This is a genomic window from Bifidobacterium callitrichidarum (genome assembly GCF_003129905.1).
In the GTDB taxonomy this organism is placed as follows: domain Bacteria; phylum Actinomycetota; class Actinomycetes; order Actinomycetales; family Bifidobacteriaceae; genus Bifidobacterium; species Bifidobacterium callitrichidarum.
In genome coordinates this window covers 117,513-141,510 of record NZ_QFFM01000004.1, presented here as the reverse complement: position 1 = coordinate 141,510, position 23,998 = coordinate 117,513, and the positions used below count along the sequence as shown (strand labels likewise).

Below are 23,998 nucleotides of genomic sequence, written 5' to 3'. Positions count from 1 at the left end.
TAAGCCGACTGAGGGGCGGTCCGATGGGGTCATATCGATATTGGTGTGACGGAGCCGGCCACATGCCTCGTATCATATGGAGGGCCTCGCGTGAGCAGGATGAAGTCGGACACCAAAAAGCGCGTCACGCTGCGCGATGTGGCGCAGGCCGCGGGCGTCTCGCTGAAAACCGCCTCGAACGTGATCAACGACTCCGGCCGTATGAGCGAGGAAACCCGCGCCAAAGTGGAGCAGGTGATCAGGGAGCTCGGCTACCAAGTCAACGTGGCCGCCCGCAACCTCAACCGCAACCACACCGGCTTCATCACGCTCGCCGTGCCCTCCCTCACACCGCCGTATCTCGCCGACCTCGCCAACCGCATCATCGACGCCGCCCGCCGGCATGACTACTCCGTGTACGTCACCACCTACGCGGAAGGATCGGCCAAAGGCGCGCGCGACCTGCTGCGGAAGTTCAACTCCACCGTGTCTGACGGCATGATCCTGTCGATGAGCGAGGTGGAGAACATCACCCGCGAGGACTTGGACGTCGATTTTCCGTTGGTGGTGGTCGGTGCCCGCACCACATGGGGTGTGGCCGATCATGTGACGCCGGACGATGTGGCAGCCGCGGCGACCGCTGCCGGATACCTCTATGACCACGGCTCTTCACGTCTCGCCGTGGTGGGTGCGCGTGGTGCCTACGACGAGGCGGCCCTGCTGCAGGCCGTCGAAGGCAATGCGCAGTTGCGTCTGCGTGGTGTCATCGAGGAGACGCACCGTCGTGGTCTCGCCCTCGACCCTCGACTCATCGGTGCCACCGATCAGGACTGGACGATCGGTGCCGGCGCGCGCGTGACCCAGCAGCTCATCGACTCCGGCGTGCCGTTCGATGGTGTGGTGGCCCTGAACGACCAGCTGGCCATCGGCACGCTCACCGCATTGCGCATCTCGGGTTATGACGTGCCCGCCCAGGTGCAAGTCATCGGCTTCGACAACATCGAGGAGGCTCCCTACCTCCAGATTCCGCTCACCACGATGGATTCGCGGCTCGACTGGACCGCGCCCACCGCCGTCGAACGCATCCTCGGACGCATCCGCGGCGACATCACCAGCCCCGAACTGCTCACCACCCAATCCCAGGTCATCGCCCGCGCCTCCACGCGCTAACCGTGTACAGTGGCGTGTAGTTGAAGCAACGAAGGAGCATCGCATCATGACCAACGGTCACATCAACCCCGCCAACGTGCCGGACATCGCCCTGAAGGACGGCCATTCCATCCCGCAGATCGGCCTGGGCGTGCTGCGCATCGACGACGAGGGCGCCGAACCGGTCGTCGAATCCGCGCTGGAAGCCGGCTACCGTCACATCGACGGTGCCGCCGGATACAACAACGAGGCCGGCGTGGGCCGCGCGCTCGCCGCCACCGGCTACAACAAGGGAGCCAAGCGCGAGACCCTGTGGGTCACCACCAAGCTGCGCGACTCCCAGCAGGGCTACGATTCCGCCCTGCGCGCCTTCGAGGATTCCCTGACCAAGCTCCAGCTCGACTATGTGGACATGTACATGATCCACTGGCCCACCCCGTTCGACTGGCGCAGCAGCGAAACCTGGAAGGCGTTCATCAAGCTGCGCAACGAAGGCTTTGCCCGTACGCTCGGCGTGTGCAACTTCATGCCCGCCGACCTGAAGCGACTGCATGAGGAGACCGGCTCCTGGCCGGCCGTCAACCAGATCGAGCTGCACCCCACCTGGCAGCAGCGCGAAGTGGTGGACTTCTGCAAGGAGCACGGTATCGCGGTGGAGGCCTACTCGCCGATGGCCCGCGGCGCCGACCTCAACGCCGGCGACGGCACCATCGCCCGCATCGCCGAAGCCCACGGCGTGAGCCCCGCCCAGGCGATCCTGCGCTGGCACATCGAGAACGGCACGATCATCATCCCCAAGTCCGTGCACGCCGAGCGCCAGAAGGAGAACCTGGACCTGTTCGGTTTCGCCCTGACCGCCGAGGAGCACGCCGCCATCGACGCGCTCGACGGCCCGACCCGCGCCGGCCACGACCCCGCCACCTTCACCTACGCCTGATTGATGGCACGACGTCGTAATGCCCATTTCCGCCGCGGTTTCAACGCATCCAATCCATTGGAGCGTGTGCTGATCCTGCTGGTGCTCGCCGCTGTGATCGGCGTGACCGTCGGCCTTATGCTGCCGCAGGTCAGTTCTGAGGCGGCCCGTATGACCGGTGGCTACACGGCCACCGGTTCGGCCGCGGACACCCTGAATCGTCTCATCGTGGACGACAATCAGAACGCTTCCGGCTACGACCGTGATTCCTTCGGCTTCCGTGAGGAAGACACGGATGGCAACGGTTGCGATGCCCGTGAGGACGTGCTCGCCCGCGACCTGACGGATGTGCAGTACAAGTACGCCGGCTCATGCGAGGTCGCCTCCGGCACCCTTGACGACCCGTATACCGGCAAGACCATCCATTTCGTGCGCGGCCGCACCACCAGCGCCAAGGTCCAGATCGACCATGTGGTGGCGCTCGAAAACGCCTGGCAGTCCGGCGCACGCGACTGGAGTACCGTGGAACGCCGCCAGTTCGGCAACGACCAGTACAATCTACTCGCCGTGGACGGCCCGGCCAATCAAGAGAAGGGCTCCGCCTCCGCCGCCTACTGGCTGCCCACCAACGGCGACTACCGTTGTGACTACGTGGCCCGCCAGATCGGCGTCAAGGACAAATACCATCTCACCGTCACCTCGTCCGAAAAGGACGCCATGCTCGCCGTCCTCCACACCTGCCCCGGCCAAGCCGTGCCGGATGACAACTGACTTTTTGATGCCAAACGATGGCCCGCGGGATTAATGTCGGTCTTGGTTTGACGGAGCTTTACTGTTTGTCTTGCCTCACGAGGCGCGCGAAACGAACGGCTCCTGAACGCTCAAGCCGATTGCCCAAGTCGATGATGTCCATCGGTGGATTGCGTCTCAGTTTGATGAGCTCGCGAAGTGACTCGAAGACGGCATCGGTCTGTCGTGCGGCCAGCCAACACAGAAAATCGTCGGGACTTGTTGACCGTATTCGATATCGTTCCAAAATCGGCTGGGGAAAATCTTTGAGATTGCGGGTCATAAGCAAATCCGCGCCGCCGTTGAGAGCTGCGGCGAGCACATGTCAGTCGTTGGGATCGGGAAGATTGTATCGTTCACAATCCTCTTTCGAAACTTGGATGGATGATTCCGGAAAAGCCTGATTCATAATGGCCAAACGTCGGCAAAAAGCCGGCTGCATGGCCTGCGGCAAAGTTCTACTTGCGGCTTGTTGAGCCTCATCCAATACTTTCTGCGACCAAAGGGGCAGAAAGAGCCGATGCTCCGCCAGTGTCAGCAGCACGTCGGTCAACGTTATGGAATAGATGATGTTGGCATCAAGAAACACCGACAACATCGGACTGTTCTTTCCTTATCGATGCGATGGCTTGCGCAGCTTCTTCCGGCAACGGTTCGGGAATGTCGTACAGTCCGTCGGATTCTCCGGCTGAAACCATTTGGGCGAGTGCAGCGTTTTTTTGGCTGCTGGTCGATCGTTGATATTCCAACAAATCGGTAAGTTTGATTTTGCGGTGCTTTGAAGGTCTTGAGTAGGGGATGAGACCGCGATCCAGCATTCTGATCAATGTTTGTCGTGATACGCCCAGAATTTCCGCAGCCTGTTCCGTGGACAGAGTCTGATCGGCTGATTCGATGATGACGCTCTTCCCCTGAGAAAGAAGCATTGCGGTTTGTTGCACGGCTTCCTTCAGTTGCGATGGGAGCGGTGATTCCACGCCTTTCGCGTCACGGATGAAGATTTCTTCATCCAGGAGTCTGGCTGTGATGCCTTCCAACAGTGACATGTCTTCGATGTTCTTGGAAGGAAGAATCGCGCGTGGAATGGTGAGTTCGTGTTCTGCGGTCATAGTACACCTCCTTCGTTTATTATATCGGCCAAAACATCTAAAACGACCAAAACGGTTGCATGTGGTCGATATGATTGATGGCGAGTGGAACTGTGCCATAGCATCGAGGTCGTTTGCGATGCTGGCGAAACACCGATTTGCCAGATCGATAGGTTGTGGCATAATAAACAAGTTGCCTTTTGGTGACATGGATAAGTGTCCGAGCGGTCTAAGGAGCACGCCTCGAAAGCGTGTGAGGTTAACCCCTCCGCGAGTTCGAATCTCGCCTTATCCGCCTTCAGGGTTCCGAGGATATCCCCGGAACCCTTTGTTTATCTGCAAAACCCTTGCTATATCTAGGTTTTTGTCATTTTGGGCCTCCACCCCTAAAGTTCCTTGTAGCTCCTCGAAAAACCGTAAGAAACGGGGCGGAATGCGGGGCGTATCGGGTCTCCTCATGGAACTCGCCCCGTTAGATGGAGGTGATGATGCGTGCCGAGGAAGACAAGGCGGAGCGGTTTTGGACAGATAAAAGAACGTCGTATGGCTGCGGGTGTTGTATATCAGGCGAGCTACAACACTCCGGCGTGGGCATTCTCTGAGTATCGCGGACTATCGGGAAGACAATATCAGACCTTCAGAGATCTATTACAGGCTCAAGGATGGTTGGCCGAGCAGCAGCGAAAGATCATTGCGGGTATTTGGACTCCGCCGGAGGTCGACAAGGCCAAAGCCGAAGCTCAGGGAATGAAGTTCGCTGAATATGCTGGTGTTTGGGTCTCTAATCGGCATAAAGGCAATGGGGAACCGTTGTCGGAATCAACGAGAACCAAGTATCAGGAGCTGCTAAAGAATCATCTTCTCCCTTTCTTTGGAGGAATGACGGTGGCGTCTATCCTTCCTAAGGATGTTCAGCGTTGGTGGGACAGCTATGCCAAGCCTGTTGCGATTAGGGTCAAGGCGTATGAGTTGCTTTCAAGCATCATGCGGAGCGCTGAGAATGATCCCCTTAATGCTCAAGGAGACACTCTTATTGAGCGCTCGCCATGCAGAATCAAGGCAACGTTACCGCCAAAGAAGCATCGAACCGTCAACGTGGAGATTGCGGAGCTGGAGAAGCTGTATGAGGCCATGCCGGAAAGATTGCGCCTGTCCATTTTTCTGGGTGGTGTTATGGGACTGCGTCTTGGTGAGGTGTTGGCTCTGAGACGCTGTGATGTGAATCTGGGTGAGAGGACTCTCCATGTATGCGGCAGTGTCAAAGTACGTGAGACCAATGGAGTCAAGGAAGTGGTGCGGGGTACGACCAAGACGCCGAATAGTGACCGAGTGCTGGATATTCCGGAGTACTTATGCCCGATGATTGAAGAGCACCTTCACTCATTCGTTGGGAGGGAGAAGTCTGCGCCATTTTTCCCGGCTCGCCGCTCAAATGGCTTCATGAGAGAGAACAGCTTCAACAACCGTTGGAGTATCGCGAAGGCATCTGTGGGATTGGGCGATCTTCGATTCCACGACCTGCGTCATACTGCCCTGCAACGTCTGGTTGAGCATGGTGCGAGTGTGAATCTCGTCATGGCTGTTGCCGGCCATAGCACTATGGCTACTGCGTCGGTGTATCAGGACAATGTCTCCGCTTCATATCGTCATGATGTGATGAAGCGGGTGAACCGGCAGCTTGTGGATGAGCTGGTGGAGCCATCAGAAAAGGACCTTGGGGAGCCGTTGCCTTCTCGGGACGACCCCGGTGAGGGCAGGGAGTTGGACGGGCTCCAGTCGCTCGTCAAGGATCTGGAGCAGATGGATTTGGATACACGCACAGCGGTACTTCTCAACTTAGAGGAGCAGAAGCGTAGTCGAGTATTGGCATCGTTCTCCAAGGAGACGCAGATACAGACGATGACCAGTCTGTTCGAAAAGGAGGCATGATTATTGCCGTGGCGCGGATTTAGGGCCTATGAAAAATATGGGCGGATAATCCGAGCATTGTGAACGGGTAAGAGGCTGATGTCTCAAGATTCGTTTTGCCTCAAACCCTTTTATTCCAATAATGGCGAGAATAACGCTATTGGCTGAATCAACGCTGACAATTGAATAATTGCGATAAAGTACTGACTAAGTCCTTGAGCGGTGGCCAATTATTTGGAAATTGTGATGGGATAGCAAGAACCTGCTGAAGATAGGCGGTTGACACTTTGATGAAGTGTCCTCTGGCCGCTTCATCTTTATGCAGGAGGAATTCATGCATGATTATATAGGAGTGGTTGAGCCGCTTTCCGTGACTGTAGCACAAGCGGCTGAGCTCTTGGGCTTCAAAGACACCAAGAGTGTTTACCGTCTTATCCGTGAAGGGTATATTCGTGCCCGGAAATCCGGTCGCATTTATCTGGTCTCCTATGCGAGCCTTAAGAGCTACGTGGAGGGCAGATGATCATGACCAATCATGCCGACAAGCTCATCCCTGAAGATGAGAATGACGCCATGTCCAACGCAGCGGAGATTCGCGTGAAGGATGAGGAGTATGGCTCCTCTCATGGTCCTGATGGTTCTGTGCTGCCGGCTTTCTCTGGAGTTGCTTCCGGCGAAGTTGAATCCGGCCTGAATGATGGTGACGAAATGTCTGCTGCAACATCAGAGACAGTTGACGTCTCGTCCTTAGAGGGGCCATCGTCGATTCAAGTTGATGACGGTTCGAACAACCTCCGTCTGGATGCCGTGACCGAGAAAAGATTCTGGGATGCCCGAACATGGCTTCGACATGTCCATGATTATGCTCGTGCCATTCGAGTAAGTCCGGAAGGTCTTCTTGGAGCGGTACTTGTCAGGGTCAGCTCGATGATTCGCCCTTCCGTGGTGTTGAAGGTCACGGATTATGACAATCCTATGAGCCTGAACCTGAACGTGGCACTTGTGGGAGCTCCGGGAACAGGCAAAGGCAAACTGGTGAGTGCAGCTCGAAACCTCATTCCGCTTCCCTTGGGAAACCCGATGCTGGAACTAAAGCCGAAGACCGGTGAAAGCATCGTGTCCAAGTTCGTGTCGATGGTTCAAGACAAGGACGATAAGGGGAAGCCGATACCTAGACAATATCATCCGGAAATCCGTACTGATCGAGTGGAGCTGGTGCAGACTGAGGTCAATGCCCTAGGCGCTTCGTTCAAGACGGATGGCTCGACCATGCTGACGACCTTGCTTCAGGCATTCAGCAACGAGTACATCGGTGCTGAGACGAGAGCTAAGTCAAGCTCGGTTGTGTTGCCGCCCTACTCATACAGGCTGAGTTCCATTCTTGGTGTTCAGCCATCGGAGTCTCATGTCATATTCGACAATTCCAGTGTGGGCTTTGCCAGCCGATTCATCTTTGTGAACGCGATCGATACTGCTGCACCGGTTCAGCGTCCGCTGATGCCGAAAGATCAGTGGACGTGTGATTTGACCAGATTTGACAGCGTAGGCCTCTTTGCTGGTCTTCTTGACCTGCTGCAGGTAGGAGACAGGGAATCGCTTATCGATCCTGATAAGCAGTACCCCCTCATGGAGATGACGTTCCCCTCCAGTGCCAAGAAGCAGGCTGACCGTATGCAGCTGGAAGGGGTGCATGGGAGGATTCATGAGCTTGATGCTCATCGACTTGAGCTTCAGGCCAAAGTGGCGGCACTCTTCTGCATCTTGGATTCACGCGATTTGAAGCGGAAGTGCAATGTCACGGCAAAGGATTGGACTCTTGCGGGAACATTCATGCTGATGTCCGACCGTGCGCGTGATTTCTGTCTGGAAGAAAGTGACCGATTGGAACAGGAACGTCGTGTCAAGAAGATTCGCGATGGACAGCTTGCCAAAAAGGCCGCTGACGTAGATATGAGTGAGCTTCACTTGCTGGAAACGGAAGACAAGGTCATTCATCGTCTTAAGAATCGTCAAAAGGGATTATCTGGAATGGCCATCTCTCGAGGGGTAAATGACAAATGGAGGAAAGGCGTGTACGCGGCTATTGAGCGACTGCATGCAGATCGAAGGTTGGAGTTGGTGGAGCAAGGTGACAGCATCGCCAAGTCGGTCTGGAGACTGTCCTCAGAAGAATAAATCCTGACATATACCCGTATACCTTGTATACTCGCCTCACGGTTGAGATGAATCGTCATTCTGTCTCAGACATATATTGATGAGATAGAGGGGCAAGTATACAAAGTATACGGGTATACAGATGCTTCTACTTTGTCACGCATCAACAAAATGTTGCGAGCCGGTCGAGTCTTATCTCGCGTGAGTTCTTAAATTAGTTGATTCGACTTGAGGAACGCCAAGGATGCCGAGGACCGTGGTCTCGACTGAACCATGCGCCATATTCCTCAGATATACCGTGAAACGGTATCGAGTCTATGGTGCACGGAGAACAACGGTGTCATACGTGTTATTGATTAACGGGCATGCAAATCAGGCCAAGGCTCAGGTAACAGTTCATCCAGAGTGACGTTAAGAACTTGGGCGATGGCCATGATGTTCCTCAGGCTGGGGTTTGCTGGTGTTCCCGGCATGGATTCGCCCTTCTCGAATTTCTGGTAGGTGTATCGGCTGAGACCGGCTTCGTAGGCAACGTGTTCCTGCGAGAAATTATGGGCCACTCGTAGCCGCTGCATATTAAGGCCCAGTTCCTGTGCATATTGGTTCCATGAACCTGTGGGTGTATTGCGCGGCATGCGCCACAAGATAGGGCCAGACGGTTTTGTATATGGCCTCCTATATATGGCAATATAAGGGTGAAAGGGATTGGGTGAGAACCATGTACTGCCGATTCTGTGGGGCAAAGCTGCCAGAAGATGCTGCATTCTGCGTGAAGTGCGGGAGAAATCTCTCAATGACGGAAGCTGCTCTTCAAATGACGATTGGCATGCGTTCATCAGAAGAGGATTCAGCTCTCATGTCAACGGTTGAAACGGAAGCTTCTAACGGGCGGAATGCAGCTGATGGGAATGTCGCTGAAGCAGACGCTACCGCTCCCAACGTGGCAGCGACGGTTCGAGAGACTATCCCCGTCGAACCGGATGGGTCCCATTCGGTCGGCAGTAGTACTCCATACGAGTCCGGAGCTGACTTCGATAACGACGGTTTCCTTCCTCTCAGCAAGGCTGAAACGACTGTAATCGGACTGTCGGAAGATGATTCACGTCTACTTTTGGAGACGCTTCGTCAGGCATGGAGCATGCAATCATCGCTGCAAGAGAGCATCACAAATGCTGAACGGAATGGGCTTTTACGTCAGAAAGACCAGAAGAAAACTGTCATTGCAGCGATTATCGCACCTGTTGCCCTTGTCGTAGGGCTTCTCGTGATTTTCGTCGGGTTTAGGTATGGGGGGAGCGACGGGCATCTGATTGTTTCCGCTATATGCGAGATTGTGGCTCTATCGGCAATGGTATATGGTCTTATTTCTCTGACAAGGATACACCGTATTGATCGTGCAGCTGAAACAGGGGAATCCTATATTGATTACTGCAAAAACAAGGATTTGCAGATTAGTGAAATAATTGCTCCATTGGAAACAATAATTCCGAAAGATCTGAGAACTAACGCATTTGCCGATTCGGTATTGCGCGATATTAAACAGCAAAAAATGGATTTCAACTCCGCTTTCCGTTCCCACTGCGATTTACGTGTGATATCACATGATCCTGATGTGGGACATGCAGAAATTGTCGGAGCGTATTCTAAACTATCGAAAATAAGTGACAATAAGTACAATATTGAAAATAATACGCATGATTCGGGTGCAATCGTATTTATTCGAATTCCACTGCTTACGCCCCTGATTGGTGTTGCTCTTGCTGTTGTCCTTTGTGTTACTGGAGTAAGTAACACGAAAGTGTATTTAGGTGGTCATGATGAATACCCGTCATATGTTATACAAAATGTTTTGACTAGAACATATCGTGATTGCAGTAAATATGCAAAGTATTATCCTGCTAGTTCAATCATGGTAGCCAATTCTACCCTGGTATATAACGCGCCGCGTCAATTTATTCTAGCGATGTTTACGGTACCTTCTGATTACTCTGATAATGCGGAAAAGAATGGAGAACTTGCCGCATGTCTGTATAAAGAGCTTGATGGTTCGGCGTCTATTGATTCGGACGCGGCGCTTGACTTCTTTAATAGATTTGCGCTTGCTGATGTGAAGCTTCGTTCTGATGGGTTGAATATCAGTAATAAACGAGGACGTTCCTGTTATATATCCGATAAGAAAGTAACGATTGCTGGATATAGTATGGGCTTGGCTGGTTCTTTGTTTATAACTATTGGATTGGGGACAAGAACTCTAAATCCTGATTTGGAGAGTGGCGAGGATATTAATGACAAATTGCGAATTGGAAGTCTTTCGGAATTAGACAAAGGACTTCCTTCGTTAAACACCATCGCAGACAATAAACAAAACGACGATAAACAATCGTCGGAACAGTCTGATAACGGTCAAAATGATACTGGAGTTAATAATGGGGATCAAGGAACTTCTTCCTCCGTGTCTGTCGATTCCGACTTTACTGACTTGTGGAATTCAGTTGTTGAGGGTCAAGATATGACTAAGCTGACTGGGACATATTGCCGGAATGATGGCAATTGTGTCAGTCTTAACGCCAATCCGAGCTATTCGCCGAGTTCATATGGTGAGAGTTTCCCGGGTGTGCTTTCCTTTGTCTCGGGGTCTTCTAATCCGCTTCCCAATGGTGATGCTCAATCGGATTTAGGATTCCAGTATCAGTCAGATCCTGGTCTTCCGTCAACAAAGATGCCTATTCAGATGATGGCTGGCTGTCAAGCATCAGCGGGGTGTTCAGAAGGATCGACGGTATCGGTGTATTACGTGATGTCCGGAACTGGTCTGGAGTTTTTCAATGGCGCTTCTGTCGGAGTCGATTCAACTAATCCTCCAGACTCTTCTCGTGACTTTCTCATAATTGGTCTTTCCAGTGGTGGCGTTGTATCTGATGACTCCGTTTACTATCGAAAAGGATGAGTATGTTCTGCCATAAGTGTGTAAATCAAATTCCGAACGATTCTGATTTGCCGACGTTGTCTGATTGTTCACCAGATGGCGGAGGAGCAACCCAAGAAGAGGACTCCTCTTCGTCAACCCAAAATGATTCATCATCTGAAAGTGGAGACGGAACGACCTCTAATGTCACTCCGGCTGATGGTGGTTTTAATGATTTGTGGAACTTGTTGTTGGTGGCATGAACATGACCAAGTTGGTTGGAACGTATTGCCGTAATGATGGCACGTGTATCAGTCTTAATACCAATCCAAGCTATGTAACGGATTCTCCCGAGACGGGGACTCCGGGTTCGCTATCTTTTATTTCCGGAAACATGAGCCCGCTTCCTGACGGGAACAATCAGTCGGAGCTGGGATTTCCGTATCAAAGCTATGAATCGGCCAGTGTTGTTCCGTCAGTCAAGACTCCTATTTCCATGCTGGCCGGCTGTCAAAGCACTGCGGGGTGCGCGACTGAACAGTCCGCAGTGTACTTCGTCATGGCCGGGACTGGTCTGGATTTCTTCCAGCAGGAATATGTCAGTATTCCAACGGATTCCAGTAATCCCCCTGACTCGTCTCGCGATTATCTGGCCATCGCAGATAGGAACGGCCTGACAATCTCCAACGATACCGTTTACTACAGGGAGTGATGAGCATGTTCTGTCATAAATGTGGCGCTCGTATGCCGGAGGATTCGGTCTTCTGCCCGAAGTGTGGCATACCCGTTCCCGGATTGAATGATTCTGCTGTTCCTCCAGCTGGAGCGCAGACGACGCCCTCAACGGTTCCTCCTGCCGTTCAGGCCGGTCGCATGCCTCAGCCTCAGGCGATGCAGCAGACTCACTATGGGCCGAACCCGACAGCACCTATGTACCTACCTCCAATCCAGTCTTATGAGACTTCGTCAGGGACTTCTCCGTCTGATGACTCCAGCTCCAATCCCCATTGGTGGGGCAACGGCGGCGATAATCCTCAGCGGAAGACTAAGAAAACTGATTTTTCGTTGTCCTCCCGTACTGCTACGAAAAGTCCGCATAGAAAGCGCAATGCCGTTATTGATGCTATATTTGTTGCTGCTGCAATCGCCGCCATTGTCGCTGTTGCCTTTTTCATCGACCCCTATCACCAGAGCTCCAATGACTCGCCTCATACCTCTGAATCCGATTCTTCTGACACCGGCACGCAATCGAACGACGATACTGGAGATTCCTCGACGACGGGTGATGGATCCGTTATCGATTCCATCCTCAATGAATGCCCAAGTGCTGATGAGACTACCAGCCTGACATCGTCCAGCGGTTTCAATCCTTCATCCATTGACGGACAGAGCTATGCGTTGCTTTCATTCCATAATGACAACAACGCCTCGGCGGGATTGGGCCCGGTACTGACTTGCGTCGCCCGCGAGACTGGCACCACTTCTAACGCGGGAGGTGCCATTAACGACACACTCAAGTTGTATATGGACCTTTTCAATATCGGCATGAAGAATCCGAATGTTACGAATCCGAATGATATGCCGGCTTATTCCGTCGGTGATGGATCCGTATCGGCTAGATGCTCGCTTAACATGCAGTCTATGTGGACCGTATGTGCCCTTACTAGTTCTGGGTCAGACGATTCCAGCTCCTCTGATGAATAGAGCGATAACTCATCGTCCAATGTTGATCATGGAACACCGGATGATGCCGTAGGATATGAGAAATACAAGGATTACAACTGTTCTGCTGGTAACTCCAGCAAGCTTATACCATGCAGTGAGATTTATGCAGATATGGGAAACGGGATGAACTATCTACCCTTTGGAAGAGAAAACAATCCCGATCCTTCTACTTCCTTCGGCTACATTCCGGTTGATGAGAATGGGAATGGTGTCATTGATGGTAATGAATAGGATGCTGTGCTGATTCGTGTGTACTGGTACATTGAATTATGACGCCGTAACATGCGGCGTCCCCGTTGATATGACGGGCCATTATCGGCGCAAGCCGATAAGAAAAGGCCCGACGCTTGGAACATCGGGCCTTAACTGGTTATCGGCTTGCGCCCTTAACCAAAGGTTGCAAGATGAATCATATCACGATGCACGGCACTCTGACCGTGAACGGACGTATCGTGATCGTCCATGTGGGCGATAGCGAGGCAACGGCCACGGTTGATGGTACGCACTTTAACGTGCGTAGCCTCTGGCAACTCTACCAGTTGCTGAGACTGCTCGTGTAGCGGTCATTAAGGCGCGGTTCTCGTTATCGAGGGCTGCGCCGGCAACCTGAAGCTTTGATGTTATTGGCGAGTGGCTCTCGCCCTGACGATGAGAGACTGTCTACTGGATTCAGAGCCTTAAGAGCCTCTAATAAGCCATTAGAAACGGGGCGAAATGCGGGGCGGATGGATTTTATGCAATCGTATTTTCCTAGCATTTCCAGTACATAAGAGGCTATTTAGGTTAGTTACTCGCCTTATCCGCAAACAGGTCCCGGAATCGTTGAAATTCCGGGACTTTTTTCGTTTTGTGCATCCTGTTGGCGCCTTTGGGGGCGGCTCTTTGAGGGTCGTGTGTTGGGATTCGTGCTTTCGAGCTACCAAGATCCGAACTTCCGAACTGTGATAATCCGGTTCAAGCTGGGAGTGTGATTTTCGGCAGTGCCAACAGGGCTGGGATGGCGACGATATGTCTGCTGATATTTTCGATGGTTTCTGTTGCTTTGGCATGTCTGATTGCGGGAATTGATTCCTTGTTGTACCATCGGGATATCAAGAAATACAATGTTGTACCAAATAAGTAGTTGAACGGGCCTATGAAGGTTGTAGGTACTGAAGTTTGCCCATTTGAGACAACGTTGTATCGACCTTCATGTGAGCAAAGGAGAGCACATGTCAGAGCAATCGTCCACTCCAGCTAATGAAACTTCCCGCCTGATTGTCGACGATGACTTCGAGGTCGCGCCGGTGAACGACCGACTGTTCGGATCGTTCGTGGAACATCTGGGTCGTTGCGTCTATGACGGTATTTATGAACCCGGTCATCCCGAGGCGGACGAGGACGGCTTCCGCAAGGACGTCATCGAGCTGGTCCGTGAGCTCGGTGCCACCACCATCCGTTACCCCGGCGGCAACTTCGTCTCCGGCTACCGCTGGGAGGATGGCGTGGGTCCCAAGGAGGACCGCCCGCGTCGCCTGGATCTGGCATGGCATTCCACCGAGACCAACCAGTTCGGCCTGCACGAGATGGCCAAGTGGCTGGACAAGGTCGGCGGCAACGAACTCATGGAAGCCGTGAACCTGGGCACCCGCGGTCTGGAAGAGGCGCTGGACCTGCTCGAATACGCCAACATCCCCGGCGGTACCAAGCTCTCCGAGGAGCGTCGCGCCAACGGTGCGGATCAGCCGTTCGGCATCACAATGTGGTGTCTGGGCAACGAGATGGACGGCCCATGGCAGACCGGCCACAAGAACGCCGAGGACTACGGCACGCTCGCCGCTTCGGTGGCCGCCGGCATGCGCATGATCGATTCGAGCGTCGAACTGGTGGTGTGCGGTTCGTCCAGCCATTCCATGGACACGTTCGGCAAGTGGGAGGAGACCGTTCTCGAAAAAACCTATGAGAACGTCAACTTCGTCTCCTGCCACGCCTACTACCATCCCGAATTCCAGGCCGACGGCACCCGCGACATGAAGAGTTTCATGGCCTCCGGTGTGGATATGGACGGCTTCATCAAGGATGTGGCCGCCGCCATCGACGCCACCAAGGCTCGGCTCAAGAGCAAGCACGACGTGTTCATCTCGTTCGATGAATGGAACGTCTGGTACATCGACGAGGAGCCGAGCAGGAACCCGGAAGGCATCGGCAACTGGCCCGTCGCCCCGCGTCTGCTGGAGGACGTCTACTCCGCCGCCGACGCCGTGGTGTTCGGCGATCTCATGATCACGCTGCTCAAGAACGCCGACCGCGTGCATGCCGCGAGCCTGGCCCAGCTGGTCAACGTCATCGCCCCGATCATGACCGAGCCCGGTGGCCCCGCCTGGCGTCAGACCACGTTCTACCCGTTCGCGCTGACTGCCAAGTATGCCAAGGGTGGCACGGTCCTGGAGCCGAAGCTCGCCACCGGCACCTATGAGACCGCCAAGTACGGCGAGGTGCCGACCGTCAACTCGGTGGCCGTGCGTGGCGCGGATGGTTCCGTGACCGTGTTTGTGACCAACCGCTCGCTGGGGAAGACCAACGACTTCGAAATCCACCTGCCAGAAGGCGGCGGCACTGCGATTGACGCCCAGACCCTGCACGAGGACGACCTCTTCGCCAAGAACACACTTGACGACCAGAATCGCGTGACCCTGCACGCCAACGACACCGCCGTCCTTGACCCCGAAACCGGCACTGTCCGCGTGACCCTGCCCCCGGTCTCCTGGACCGCCGTGCATGTGAAGTGATATGCGAAAAACCGCTGGATTATCGGTCCGCAACACGGGCCGATAATCCAGCGGTTCTTCACCAATAACCAAACAAAGAATAAGGAGAGAACAATGAAGTCCTTCCGAACGATCATGGCGGCAAGCCTTGCGGCAACGACGATGTTGTCGCTGGCGGCATGCGGATCCAACACCTCATCGAATGAGGGAACCGCCGACAATCCGGTCACCATCAATGTTTGGGCCTGGGAGCCGACGCTGACTCCCGTCGCCAAGGCCTTCGAAAAGAAATACCCCAATATCAAGGTGAAAATCACCAATGCCGGTACCGCGCAGAAGCAGTACACGGCCATCAACAATGCGTTGCAGGCGGGCAAGGGTGCCCCCGACGTGGCTCAGATCGAGTATTTCGCCGTGCCGCAATTCGTCCTGCAGAATTCGTTGAAGGACCTCAGCGAGTTCGGCGCCGACAAGTTCGACGGCTACTACACTCCCGGTCCGTGGGCTTCGGTGACCTATGGCGGGGGAGTACACGCGCTTCCAATCGATTCCGGTCCCGACGCAATGTTCTATAACAAGGAGACATTCGACAAGGCCGGCATCATCGAAGCGCCGAAAACCTGGGACGAATTCTATGAAGCGGCAAAGAAGCTCCGTGCCATCGGCGCGTACATCACCTGCGAACCAGCGAACATCGCCGTGACCGAAGCGTGGATCTGGGCGGCCGGAGGCAGGACCGTCACCGCCGACGGCGAAAACATCACCATCAACTACGCCAACGATCCCATTGCCCAGCAGTACTATGCCTTCATGCAGAAGCTGATCGATGAGGACCTCATCGACACCAAGCTGAGCATGTGGTCCGAGGAATGGTACAAGGCGCTGGAAGACGGCTCGTTGGCGACCATCACCACCGGTGCATGGATGGCGGCCATGCTGAAGGACGGCGTGACGACCGGCGAAGGCAAGTGGCGCGTCGCCGGGCTTCCGCAGATCGACGCCAATACTGATGGCAACGGTGAGGACGGCGGCTCATCCTTGGCGGTTCTCGAGGGAAGCGACAAGGCATCGGCGGCCTACAAGTTCGTGGAGTTCGCGGCACATGACCGCGAAGGTGTCAAGATTCGCATTGATAAGGGACAGTTCCCCGCGGATACCGAAACCATGTCCGATGAACAGTTCCTCACCAAAACCGATCCGTACTTCGGTGACCAGAAGTACCAGGACGTGCTGGTCGAAGGCGCCAAGAAGGTCGGAACACAGTGGCAGTTCCTACCTTACGAGGTTGATGCGCGAACCCGCTTTGGCGACTACATTGGTAAGGCGAGTTCCGGTGAGATCACCTACCAGCAGGGTATCGAGCAATGGCAGGAATCCCTGATTCAATACGGCAATGGTCAGGGATTCAAGGTTACGACGGGTCAGTGAGCAGCTGATTTTCGCCAACACCATGGAATGATGATTCGTGGATACGACTGGGCAAGTACGTGATTGTATCCACGAATCACCATGAATATTCAAAGGGCATCCGGTGCGGGCCGGATGAATGAAGGACAATGCGGGAACGGAGAATGATGGGCAACCGCGTAACGATCAAGGATGTGGCTCGCGAGGCCGATGTCTCCATCAAAACCGTGTCCAATGTGATTAACGGTACCGGCCGTATGCGGCCTGACACCCGCGAACGGGTCGAAAACGCCATGCGCAAGCTCGGGTACACGGTCAACCTGTCCGCCCGCGCCATCCGCTCCGGTGGCACCAGACTCATCGGCCTTAACATTTTCGACTTCTCCCAGCCGTTCGCCTCCTACCTGACCGACAAGGTCATCGAGTTCGCCAAAGCCCGGCAGTACGGCGTGATCATCAACACCTACGGCTCCGACGGCATGGGACTCGCGGACAACATCGAGGAGACCTACCGGCTCGGCGCGGACGGGTGGATCTTCTTCAGTGAGCGTGCGCTCGCCGACGAGGGTGCGGTATTGCAGCAGCCGTATCCGGTAGTGCTCGCCGGCGACTACCTTACCTACGGCAAAAGCGATCTGGTCACTATGCCCAATGTGGAAGCCGTCAAGCAGGCGGTCGGCCGGCTCCTGGACTCCGGGACCAAGGCCATCGCATTGCTGGGCGCACCGCCCGGCATGGAGGACTGGGAAACCATCAAGCAACAGCGCGAAGGCACGCAGGCGTTGCGTACTCAGGGGTATGTGCAGGCGTTTCTGGAGCGCGGGCTTGAAGTCGATTGGCGATACGTGATTCCGGTGCATCGCTGGAACCAGCACGGCGGCGTGCAGGCTACGGCCGCGATGCTGGATTCGCTGCCATGCCCGGAAGCCGTGGTGTGCCTCAACGACGCCATGGCGCTCGGTGCCGTGCACGAACTACAGCGGCGGGGACTGCGCATCCCCACTGACGTGCAGCTCGTCGGCTTCGATAACGTGCCGGAAGCCGAATACTCGGTGCCGGCCCTGACCACCATCGACCCGCATGTGGACGACTACGCCAAGCACGCCGTGGACATGCTCATCGACCGCATCGAAGGCTACGCTGGCCCCGCCCGCACCTACACCACCGATTTCACCCTGGTGGAGCGCGCCTCCACGCGGCTTGTCCAATGAACTTGCGGTGGTGAATATGAGAGAATAGGTCCCTGCGCATGACAGGCTGCACAGGGACATCCGGCTACTTCCTCTGGCTCCTCCAATCCGTGATCAGACCATACAGAATGGTCACGCTAAGCAGTATCGCAAGCCATGTTCTGTCTACATAGGGTGCGAATACCACCATGGCTATCACCGCGATGAGTGGATTATGCCCGGAATTACCGGGATCTGACTGAGATTTCATGACAATCTCTTCTGTGAAATGGCAGTCGGGCCGGCTGACCCGGCCGATCGCTCATCCGCTTGGCACCTCCGGTTCAATGAAGAGCAAAGCGTATGTGCGGTAGAACTATTGTGGCAGAGGAGATCTCTATATGCCCGAGGCTTAATCAGTAATGGTGCGTATACTGAAAGTGTCGATGAAAGAATCGGTTCAACTTCGGGGTTCTTTTTTTAGGTGGCCACTTGAAGCTTCGGCTCCGATGGGTTCTGATTCGGCATTGGGCGTATGACTCGCCTTGTGAAATGGTGGGAGGCCGTCGGCTGTGCAAAGTCGGCGGCCTCCTGTTATTCAAGTTCACTCAAACAACGCGCCATCGGTGGCGGGGTAGCCGAGTTGGATAGCGGTGTAGGCGTGCTTGGCGGCCAAGGCGGCGAGAATCGAAAGCGTGGTGTCGTCGAACTGCGCGTCGGCATCGGTGACGGCCTTGATTTCGGCGCGGGCGCAATCCATTTCGATGGCGGCGGCCGTGGGCACGTCCAGTCCGCTGGCCTTGTCGGCGATGGTGATGGGATTGGCCAGCAGCTGGCTGATGTCGTAGACCTTCTGCCGCGGATCGGCGTGCGTTCCGGCGTTGCTGTTGCCGGATGCCGAGCCAGTACCGGACGAATCGGAACCGTCCGCATCGCCTGCCGCGGAATCGCCGGACGAACCGGACCCATCGGCACCGGATGAACTGGATGAGCCGGACGAATCGGAGCCGGCATCACCCCAGCTGCCGTCCGCCAGCGACACCAACTGCTGCCCGGCGGTCTTGTGCATGTCGCTCAGCGCCAGCGTCGCCCCCTCGGTCTGGCCACGGGAGGCCAGCACCTCCAGTGCGAATCCCGCGCGATCCTCGGCCACGGCCATCGCGTCCAGCACATCGGCTCCGGCGACCGCGGAAGTCACGCCATCCAGACGGGCCGGCGTCACGGCAGGCTCGGCGCCGCCCAGCCGGTCGGCCAACGAAGCGAGTTCGGCCTTGGTCTGCGCGTCACGTAGCACGCCCTCACCGAAACGTCCCGGACAGTACGTGGCCACGTCGATCCACCGCAGCGGAATCGACTGACCGGACACGAAACGCACCATCATCGGCGAGCCCGAAGCCCAATCGGCGTCGTTGACCAGCGTCAACGCCTGTTCGCACGGGCTCAGCGCACGTTCCGCCTCGGCGCGGCCGGCCAGACGCGGCGCCGAACACGCCGCCAGCGAGCACAGCATCGCCCCGGCGCACGCCACAACCAGCGCGCGTCGGCCGAGAACGAACAAGGGGGAGCGTGTCTGCATGGAAACCTACACTAATAGCTAACTGTGACCACTCAAGGCCATGCGCCACATAACTTCATAGGAGGTACGGATCGATGGAACTGGACCTGACAGGAATGCACAAGCTTGCCGCTGAGCAAGGAATCGACCCCGGAACCCTGGATGAGGCGTTGGCCGAGGCCCTTCGTCTCGCTTATCTCAAGACCCCGCACGCCGCCAAGCATGCCCGCGTGGAGCTGGACGAGCGCGCCGGCAGCTTCACCGTGTGGGCCGCCGATGAGATTCCGGTCGAACCCACCGAAGACGATCCGCACCCCGCCCCCAAGCTGGGCGAGGAGTACGACGACACCCCGCACGACTTCGGCCGTCTCGCCGCAGCCACCGCGCGTCAGGTCATCACCCAGCTGTTCCGCAAGGCCGAGGACGACAAGGTCTTCGGCGCCTTCTCCGGCCAGAAGGGCAAGCTCGTCACTGGCATCATCCAGCAGGACGCCTCCGATCCGGCCAACGTGCATGTTGCCATGGGCGACGTCGAGGCCATCCTGCCGCGTCGTGAGCAGGTGCCGGGCGAGCGTTACCGCCACGGTGAGCGCATCCGCGTGTACGTGGTGAACGTGGCCCGCGGCGTGCGTGGCCCGGAGATTGTGGTCTCCCGCTCCCATCCGGAGCTGGTGCGTCGTCTGTTCGAGCGCGAGGTGCCGGAGCTGGTCTCCGGTGCCGTGTCCATCATGGCCATCGCCCGCGAGGCCGGTGCCCGCACCAAGATCGCCGTCAAGGCCAACACCGAGGGCGTCAACCCGAAGGGCGCGCTGATCGGCCCCGGCGGCGCCCGCGTGCGCGCCGTCATGGAGAACCTCGGCCCGGAGAAGATCGACATCGTTGACTACTCCGAGGATCCGGCCAAGTTCGTGGCCGCCGCGCTCTCCCCGGCCGTGGCCACCGGCGTGCAGGTGATCAGCGAGAAGAACAAGACCGCCATCGCCTTCATCCACGACGACCAGCTGTCGCTGGCCATCGGCAAGGAGGGGCAGAACGCTCGTCTGGCCGCCAAGCTCACTGGATGGAAGATCGGCATCGAATCCGCCGAGGCCCACGCCAAGAAGGTGGCCGCCGAGAAGGCAGCGGAACAGGCCGCCCAGGCCGCGCAGCCGGATCCGGCGCAGGCCGAGTAACCGGGCAACCGGAAGAAGGCGTTTCCCGCGGGCCGTACCCATATGGCGCGGCTCGCGGTTTTCGCATGCCTATCCAGCGTTATGAGTATGCTTGATTGGCGTATGTGGGCGGGCGCAGTGCGCGCAAATTCGCCTGCACAGAGACGAGGTAACACGAACATGGTCGCACGATGAGACAGGGCAAGCTTGCCGTCATCACCAACTGACCACGCCCATGCCGCGTGGTCGCAGATAGGAGTAATTAGTGGCGAAACCGCGCGTATACGAATTGGCCAAGGACTTGCATGTCGACAGCAAGACCGTCCTTGAGAAGCTGAAGGACATGGGGGAGTTCGTCAAGTCCGCTTCCTCTACGATCGAACCTCCTGTGGCACGCCGCCTGAAGGCCGCGTTTGCCAAGGAGAACAACAAGGGTGATCAGAAGCCTGCCGCTTCCGCCCGTCCCCAGAACACCGCGAAGCCTGCCGCCGCCAAGCCGGCACAGCACAAGCCGGCTCCGGCACCCGCCGCCCCGGCCGCTTCCGCATCTCCCGCTCATGCGACCCCGGCCACTCCGCACGCTACTCCGGCTCCACACGCCCCGACCCCGGGTCCGGCCCGTCGTGCCACCCCGGGCACGTCCGCGCCGCGTCCGCAGGGCGGTCGTCCGGGCGCTCCGATGCCGGGCCGTCATCAGCAGCATGAGAATCGCGACAACCGTGAGGGCCGCGAGAACGGTCGTCAGGGCCGTCCGGGCCAGGGTCGTCCGAACGGCGGCCAGCCGGGCCAGCACCAGAACGGCCGCAACGGCAACATGCCGACCCCGCGTCCGGGTGCCAGCCACAACAACGGCCAGCAGGGCGGCAACGCCGGCAACGGCAACAGCGCCGCTTCCAACGCGATTCCGCGTCCGCACACCCCGGGCCCGCGTCCGGGCAACAACCCGTTCTCCCGCAAGCAGGGCATGCACACCCCGACTCCGGGTGATATTCCGCGTCCGCACCCGATGGCGCGTCCGACCGCCGAGGGCGGCCGCAACGGTCGTCCGGGTCGTCCCGGCCAGGGTGCCGGTCAGGGCCGTGGCGGCTTCCGTAATGGTCGTCCGGGTCAGGGCGGCGGTGCGCCGCGTCCGGGCCAGTGGGGCCACAGCCGCCCGGGTCAGGGCGGCGCCGGTGCCCAGGGTGGTGCCCGCGGTGGATTCCGCGGCGGCCAGGGCGGCAACAACTTCCAGGGCGGCGGTGCGCCGTCCAACGGTCCCGCACGTGGCGGCGGCCGCGGTCGCGGCGGTGCCGCAGGCGCGTTCGGTCGTCAGGGCGGCAAGTCTTCCAAGGCCCGCAAGAACCGTCTGGCGAAGCGTCATGAGTACGAGGAGCTGAAAGCACCGACCATCGGCGGCGTCCGCATCCCGAACGGCAACGGCCAGACCATCCGTCTGCGTCAGGGCGCGTCCCTCGCCGACCTCGCCGAGAAGATCAACGTGAACCAGGCCGCACTGGTCACCGTGCTCTTCCACCTGGGCCAGATGGCCACCGCCACCCAGTCCCTGGACGAGGAGACCTTCCAGATCCTGGGCGAGGAGATCGGCTGGAACATCCAGCTTGTCTCCGCCGAGGAGGAGGACAAGGAGCTGCTCCAGCAGTTCGACATCAACCTCGATGAGGAAGAGCTGCAGGATGACGCGGACCTCAAGCCGCGTCCGCCGGTCGTCACCGTCATGGGCCACGTCGACCACGGTAAGACCCGACTGCTGGATACGATTCGTAAGACCAACGTCATCGCACGCGAGGCCGGCGGCATCACCCAGCGCATCGGTGCCTACCAGGTCACTGTCACGCTGGACGGTGAGAAGCGCAAGATCACGTTCCTCGATACCCCTGGCCACGAGGCGTTCACCGCCATGCGTGCCCGTGGTGCCGAGCTCACCGACGTCGCGATCCTCGTGGTCGCCGCGGACGACGGCGTGATGCCGCAGACCGTCGAGGCCATCAACCACGCGCAGGCCGCCAAGGTGCCGATCGTCGTGGCCGTCAACAAGATCGATGTGCCCGGCGCCAACCCGGAGAAGGTGCGCGGCCAGCTCACCGAGTTCGGCTTGGTGCCCGAGGAGTATGGTGGCGACACCATGTTCGTGGACATCTCCGCCAAGCAGAACATCAACGTGGACAAGCTCCTCGAAGCCGTGCTGCTCACGGCCGACGCCGAGCTCGACCTGCGTGCCAACCCCGATATGGACGCCCGTGGCGCCACCATCGAGGCCCGACTCGACAAGGGCCGCGGTGCCGTGGCCACCGTGCTCGTCCAGCAGGGCACCCTGCACGTGGGCGACGCCATCGTGGCCGGCACCTCGTACGGTCGCGTCCGCGCCATGCTTGACGAGAACGGCCAGACCATGGAGGCCGCCGGCCCGTCCACGCCTGTCCAGGTGCTGGGCCTGACCTCCGTGCCGACCGCAGGCGACCTCTTCCTGGTCGCCTCCGACGATCGCGCCGCCCGCCAGATCGCCGAGAAGCGCCAGGCCACCGAACGCGCCGCCCAGCTGGCGAAGCGCCGCAAGGTCGTGTCCCTGGAGGACTTCAAGAAGAAGTTCGCCGAGTCCGAGATCGACATGCTTAACATCGTCATCAAGGGCGATTCGTCCGGTTCCGTCGAGGCGCTGGAGGACTCCCTGATGAAGATCGAGGTGTCCGACGAGGTCGGCATCCAGGTCATCCACCGCGGCGTCGGCGCCATCACGCAGAACGACGTCAACCTCGCCACGGTCGACAAGGCCGTCATCATCGGCTTCAACGTGCGTCCGAACCGTCAGGTGGCGGATCTCGCCGAGCGTGAGGGCGTGGAGATCAAGTACTACTCGGTCATCTACAAGGCCATCGAGGACATCGAGGCCGCCCTCAAGGGCATGCTCAAGCCGGAATACGAGGAGGTCGTCACCTCCCACTCCGAAATCCGCGAGATCTTCCGTTCCTCCAAGTTCGGCAACATCGCCGGCGTCATGGTGCAGGACGGCGAGGTCAAGCGCGGTACGAAGTGCCGTATCCTGCGCAACGGCGTGGCCACGGTCAACGACCTGGAGATCTCCTCGCTGCGTCGCTTCAAGGACGATGTCCAGTCCGTCAAGGAAGGCTACGAGGCCGGTATCAACCTCGGCTCCTTCAACGACATCGCCCTCGGCGACATCATCGAGACCTTCGAGATGCGCGAGGTCGAGCGCAAGTAGTCCATCACGGTTCTCCTCTGAAGGAGAACCCGTCATCTTCGCTGGCTCCCCTCACCGAGGGGAGCTGTCCGCGAAGCGGGTCGAGGGGCGTCGCAAGTTCGCCGACGTACTCCCTGCAGTCTCACTCCGTCCGACAGCT

At 57.4% G+C, this 23,998-nt stretch carries 21 protein-coding genes, 1 tRNA gene and 1 pseudogene; 18 read left to right on the top strand and 5 right to left on the bottom strand.

The genetic code is table 11. The annotated features are described in order from the left end of the window. The first annotated feature begins 99 nt into the window (after positions 1 to 99). The 3 genes from DF196_RS03105 to DF196_RS03095 are packed head-to-tail and all read left to right on the top strand — an operon-like array spanning position 100 to position 2,815. On the top strand, positions 100 to 1,149 hold the full coding sequence (locus tag DF196_RS03105; protein WP_170114964.1) for a LacI family DNA-binding transcriptional regulator: 1,050 nt from the start codon (positions 100 to 102) through the stop codon (positions 1,147 to 1,149). Positions 1,150 to 1,195: 46 nt separating this feature from the next. Beyond that, positions 1,196 to 2,065, top strand: a complete 870-nt coding sequence (locus DF196_RS03100; protein WP_109056425.1) for an aldo/keto reductase — start codon at positions 1,196 to 1,198, stop codon at positions 2,063 to 2,065. A 3-nt stretch (positions 2,066 to 2,068) separates the two neighbouring features. Beyond that, positions 2,069 to 2,815 (top strand): HNH endonuclease family protein, encoded by a 747-nt coding sequence (locus DF196_RS03095; protein WP_170114962.1) that lies wholly within the window; start codon positions 2,069 to 2,071, stop codon positions 2,813 to 2,815. 58 nt (positions 2,816 to 2,873) lie between these two features. On the opposite strand, the gene DF196_RS14250 is transcribed toward DF196_RS03095, so the two are convergent. The 3 genes from DF196_RS14250 to DF196_RS03085 are packed head-to-tail and all read right to left on the bottom strand — an operon-like array spanning position 2,874 to position 3,942. Continuing rightward, positions 2,874 to 3,116, bottom strand: coding sequence for a VapC50 family PIN domain-containing toxin (locus DF196_RS14250; RefSeq protein WP_476552003.1), 243 nt, complete (start codon positions 3,114 to 3,116; stop codon positions 2,874 to 2,876). Positions 3,117 to 3,158: 42 nt separating this feature from the next. Beyond that, positions 3,159 to 3,431, bottom strand: coding sequence for a PIN domain-containing protein (locus DF196_RS13785; protein WP_241519559.1), 273 nt, complete (start codon positions 3,429 to 3,431; stop codon positions 3,159 to 3,161). After that, complete coding sequence (locus tag DF196_RS03085; protein ID WP_109056423.1) at positions 3,412 to 3,942, bottom strand: helix-turn-helix domain-containing protein; 531 nt, start codon at positions 3,940 to 3,942, stop codon at positions 3,412 to 3,414. The genes DF196_RS13785 and DF196_RS03085 overlap by 20 nt, the downstream gene beginning before the upstream one ends. Before the next feature lie 189 nt (positions 3,943 to 4,131). On the opposite strand from DF196_RS03085, the gene DF196_RS03080 reads away from it, so the two are divergent. The 4 genes from DF196_RS03080 (at position 4,132) to DF196_RS03065 (ending at position 8,004) form a co-directional block, all read left to right on the top strand. Next, positions 4,132 to 4,216: transfer RNA gene (locus DF196_RS03080), tRNA-Ser, on the top strand. 248 nt (positions 4,217 to 4,464) lie between these two features. Next, a complete protein-coding gene (locus DF196_RS03075) occupies positions 4,465 to 5,850 on the top strand; it encodes a tyrosine-type recombinase/integrase (RefSeq protein ID WP_109056422.1) in 1,386 nt (461 codons plus the stop codon). Between the two features lie 298 nt (positions 5,851 to 6,148). Then, positions 6,149 to 6,352: a helix-turn-helix domain-containing protein gene (locus DF196_RS03070; RefSeq protein ID WP_338323316.1), complete on the top strand. Its 204-nt coding sequence runs from the start codon at positions 6,149 to 6,151 to the stop codon at positions 6,350 to 6,352. Further along, entirely contained in the window at positions 6,349 to 8,004 is a 1,656-nt protein-coding gene (locus DF196_RS03065; protein WP_109056421.1) for a hypothetical protein, read from the top strand. The genes DF196_RS03070 and DF196_RS03065 overlap by 4 nt, the downstream gene beginning before the upstream one ends. A 335-nt stretch (positions 8,005 to 8,339) precedes the next feature. Here DF196_RS03065 and DF196_RS03060 read toward each other — a convergent pair whose 3' ends face one another. Beyond that, a complete protein-coding gene (locus DF196_RS03060) occupies positions 8,340 to 8,618 on the bottom strand; it encodes a helix-turn-helix domain-containing protein (protein WP_109056441.1) in 279 nt (92 codons plus the stop codon). Between the two features lie 32 nt (positions 8,619 to 8,650). Between DF196_RS03060 and DF196_RS14175 the strand changes: the two are divergent. From DF196_RS14175 to DF196_RS03035, 9 genes and pseudogenes are all read left to right on the top strand, one after another. Beyond that, positions 8,651 to 8,764 (top strand): annotated as a pseudogene (locus tag DF196_RS14175) (zinc-ribbon domain-containing protein); the annotation flags it as partial. A 12-nt stretch (positions 8,765 to 8,776) separates the two neighbouring features. Then, positions 8,777 to 10,930, top strand: coding sequence for a hypothetical protein (locus DF196_RS13240; RefSeq protein WP_146194689.1), 2,154 nt, complete (start codon positions 8,777 to 8,779; stop codon positions 10,928 to 10,930). Further along, positions 10,927 to 11,151 (top strand): hypothetical protein, encoded by a 225-nt coding sequence (locus DF196_RS13235; RefSeq protein WP_146194688.1) that lies wholly within the window; start codon positions 10,927 to 10,929, stop codon positions 11,149 to 11,151. Before DF196_RS13240 ends, DF196_RS13235 begins: the two co-directional genes overlap by 4 nt. Continuing rightward, the gene (locus tag DF196_RS03055) at positions 11,148 to 11,600 is read left to right on the top strand and encodes a hypothetical protein (protein WP_146194687.1); all 453 of its coding nucleotides are present in this window, start codon (positions 11,148 to 11,150) and stop codon (positions 11,598 to 11,600) included. Before DF196_RS13235 ends, DF196_RS03055 begins: the two co-directional genes overlap by 4 nt. Then, positions 11,600 to 12,592, top strand: coding sequence for a zinc ribbon domain-containing protein (locus DF196_RS03050; protein WP_109056419.1), 993 nt, complete (start codon positions 11,600 to 11,602; stop codon positions 12,590 to 12,592). Before DF196_RS03055 ends, DF196_RS03050 begins: the two co-directional genes overlap by 1 nt. Before the next feature lie 425 nt (positions 12,593 to 13,017). Next, complete coding sequence (locus DF196_RS13540; protein WP_170114961.1) at positions 13,018 to 13,173, top strand: hypothetical protein; 156 nt, start codon at positions 13,018 to 13,020, stop codon at positions 13,171 to 13,173. A 651-nt stretch (positions 13,174 to 13,824) separates the two neighbouring features. Then, positions 13,825 to 15,381 (top strand): arabinosylfuranosidase ArfA, encoded by a 1,557-nt coding sequence (gene arfA / locus DF196_RS03045; RefSeq protein WP_109056418.1) that lies wholly within the window; start codon positions 13,825 to 13,827, stop codon positions 15,379 to 15,381. A 93-nt stretch (positions 15,382 to 15,474) separates the two neighbouring features. Next, positions 15,475 to 16,788 (top strand): ABC transporter substrate-binding protein, encoded by a 1,314-nt coding sequence (locus DF196_RS03040; RefSeq protein ID WP_109056417.1) that lies wholly within the window; start codon positions 15,475 to 15,477, stop codon positions 16,786 to 16,788. 146 nt (positions 16,789 to 16,934) lie between these two features. Next, a complete protein-coding gene (locus DF196_RS03035; protein ID WP_109056440.1) occupies positions 16,935 to 17,978 on the top strand; it encodes a LacI family DNA-binding transcriptional regulator in 1,044 nt (347 codons plus the stop codon). A gap of 562 nt (positions 17,979 to 18,540) precedes the next feature. On the opposite strand, the gene DF196_RS13780 is transcribed toward DF196_RS03035, so the two are convergent. Next, positions 18,541 to 19,380 (bottom strand): hypothetical protein, encoded by an 840-nt coding sequence (locus tag DF196_RS13780; protein WP_241519563.1) that lies wholly within the window; start codon positions 19,378 to 19,380, stop codon positions 18,541 to 18,543. A 206-nt stretch (positions 19,381 to 19,586) separates the two neighbouring features. Between DF196_RS13780 and nusA the strand changes: the two genes are divergently transcribed. Beyond that, on the top strand, positions 19,587 to 20,663 hold the full coding sequence (gene nusA / locus DF196_RS03025) for a transcription termination factor NusA (RefSeq protein ID WP_109056416.1): 1,077 nt from the start codon (positions 19,587 to 19,589) through the stop codon (positions 20,661 to 20,663). Between the two features lie 244 nt (positions 20,664 to 20,907). Beyond that, the gene (gene infB, locus DF196_RS03020; protein ID WP_109056415.1) at positions 20,908 to 23,859 is read left to right on the top strand and encodes a translation initiation factor IF-2; all 2,952 of its coding nucleotides are present in this window, start codon (positions 20,908 to 20,910) and stop codon (positions 23,857 to 23,859) included. The last annotated feature ends 139 nt before the right edge of the window (positions 23,860 to 23,998 follow it).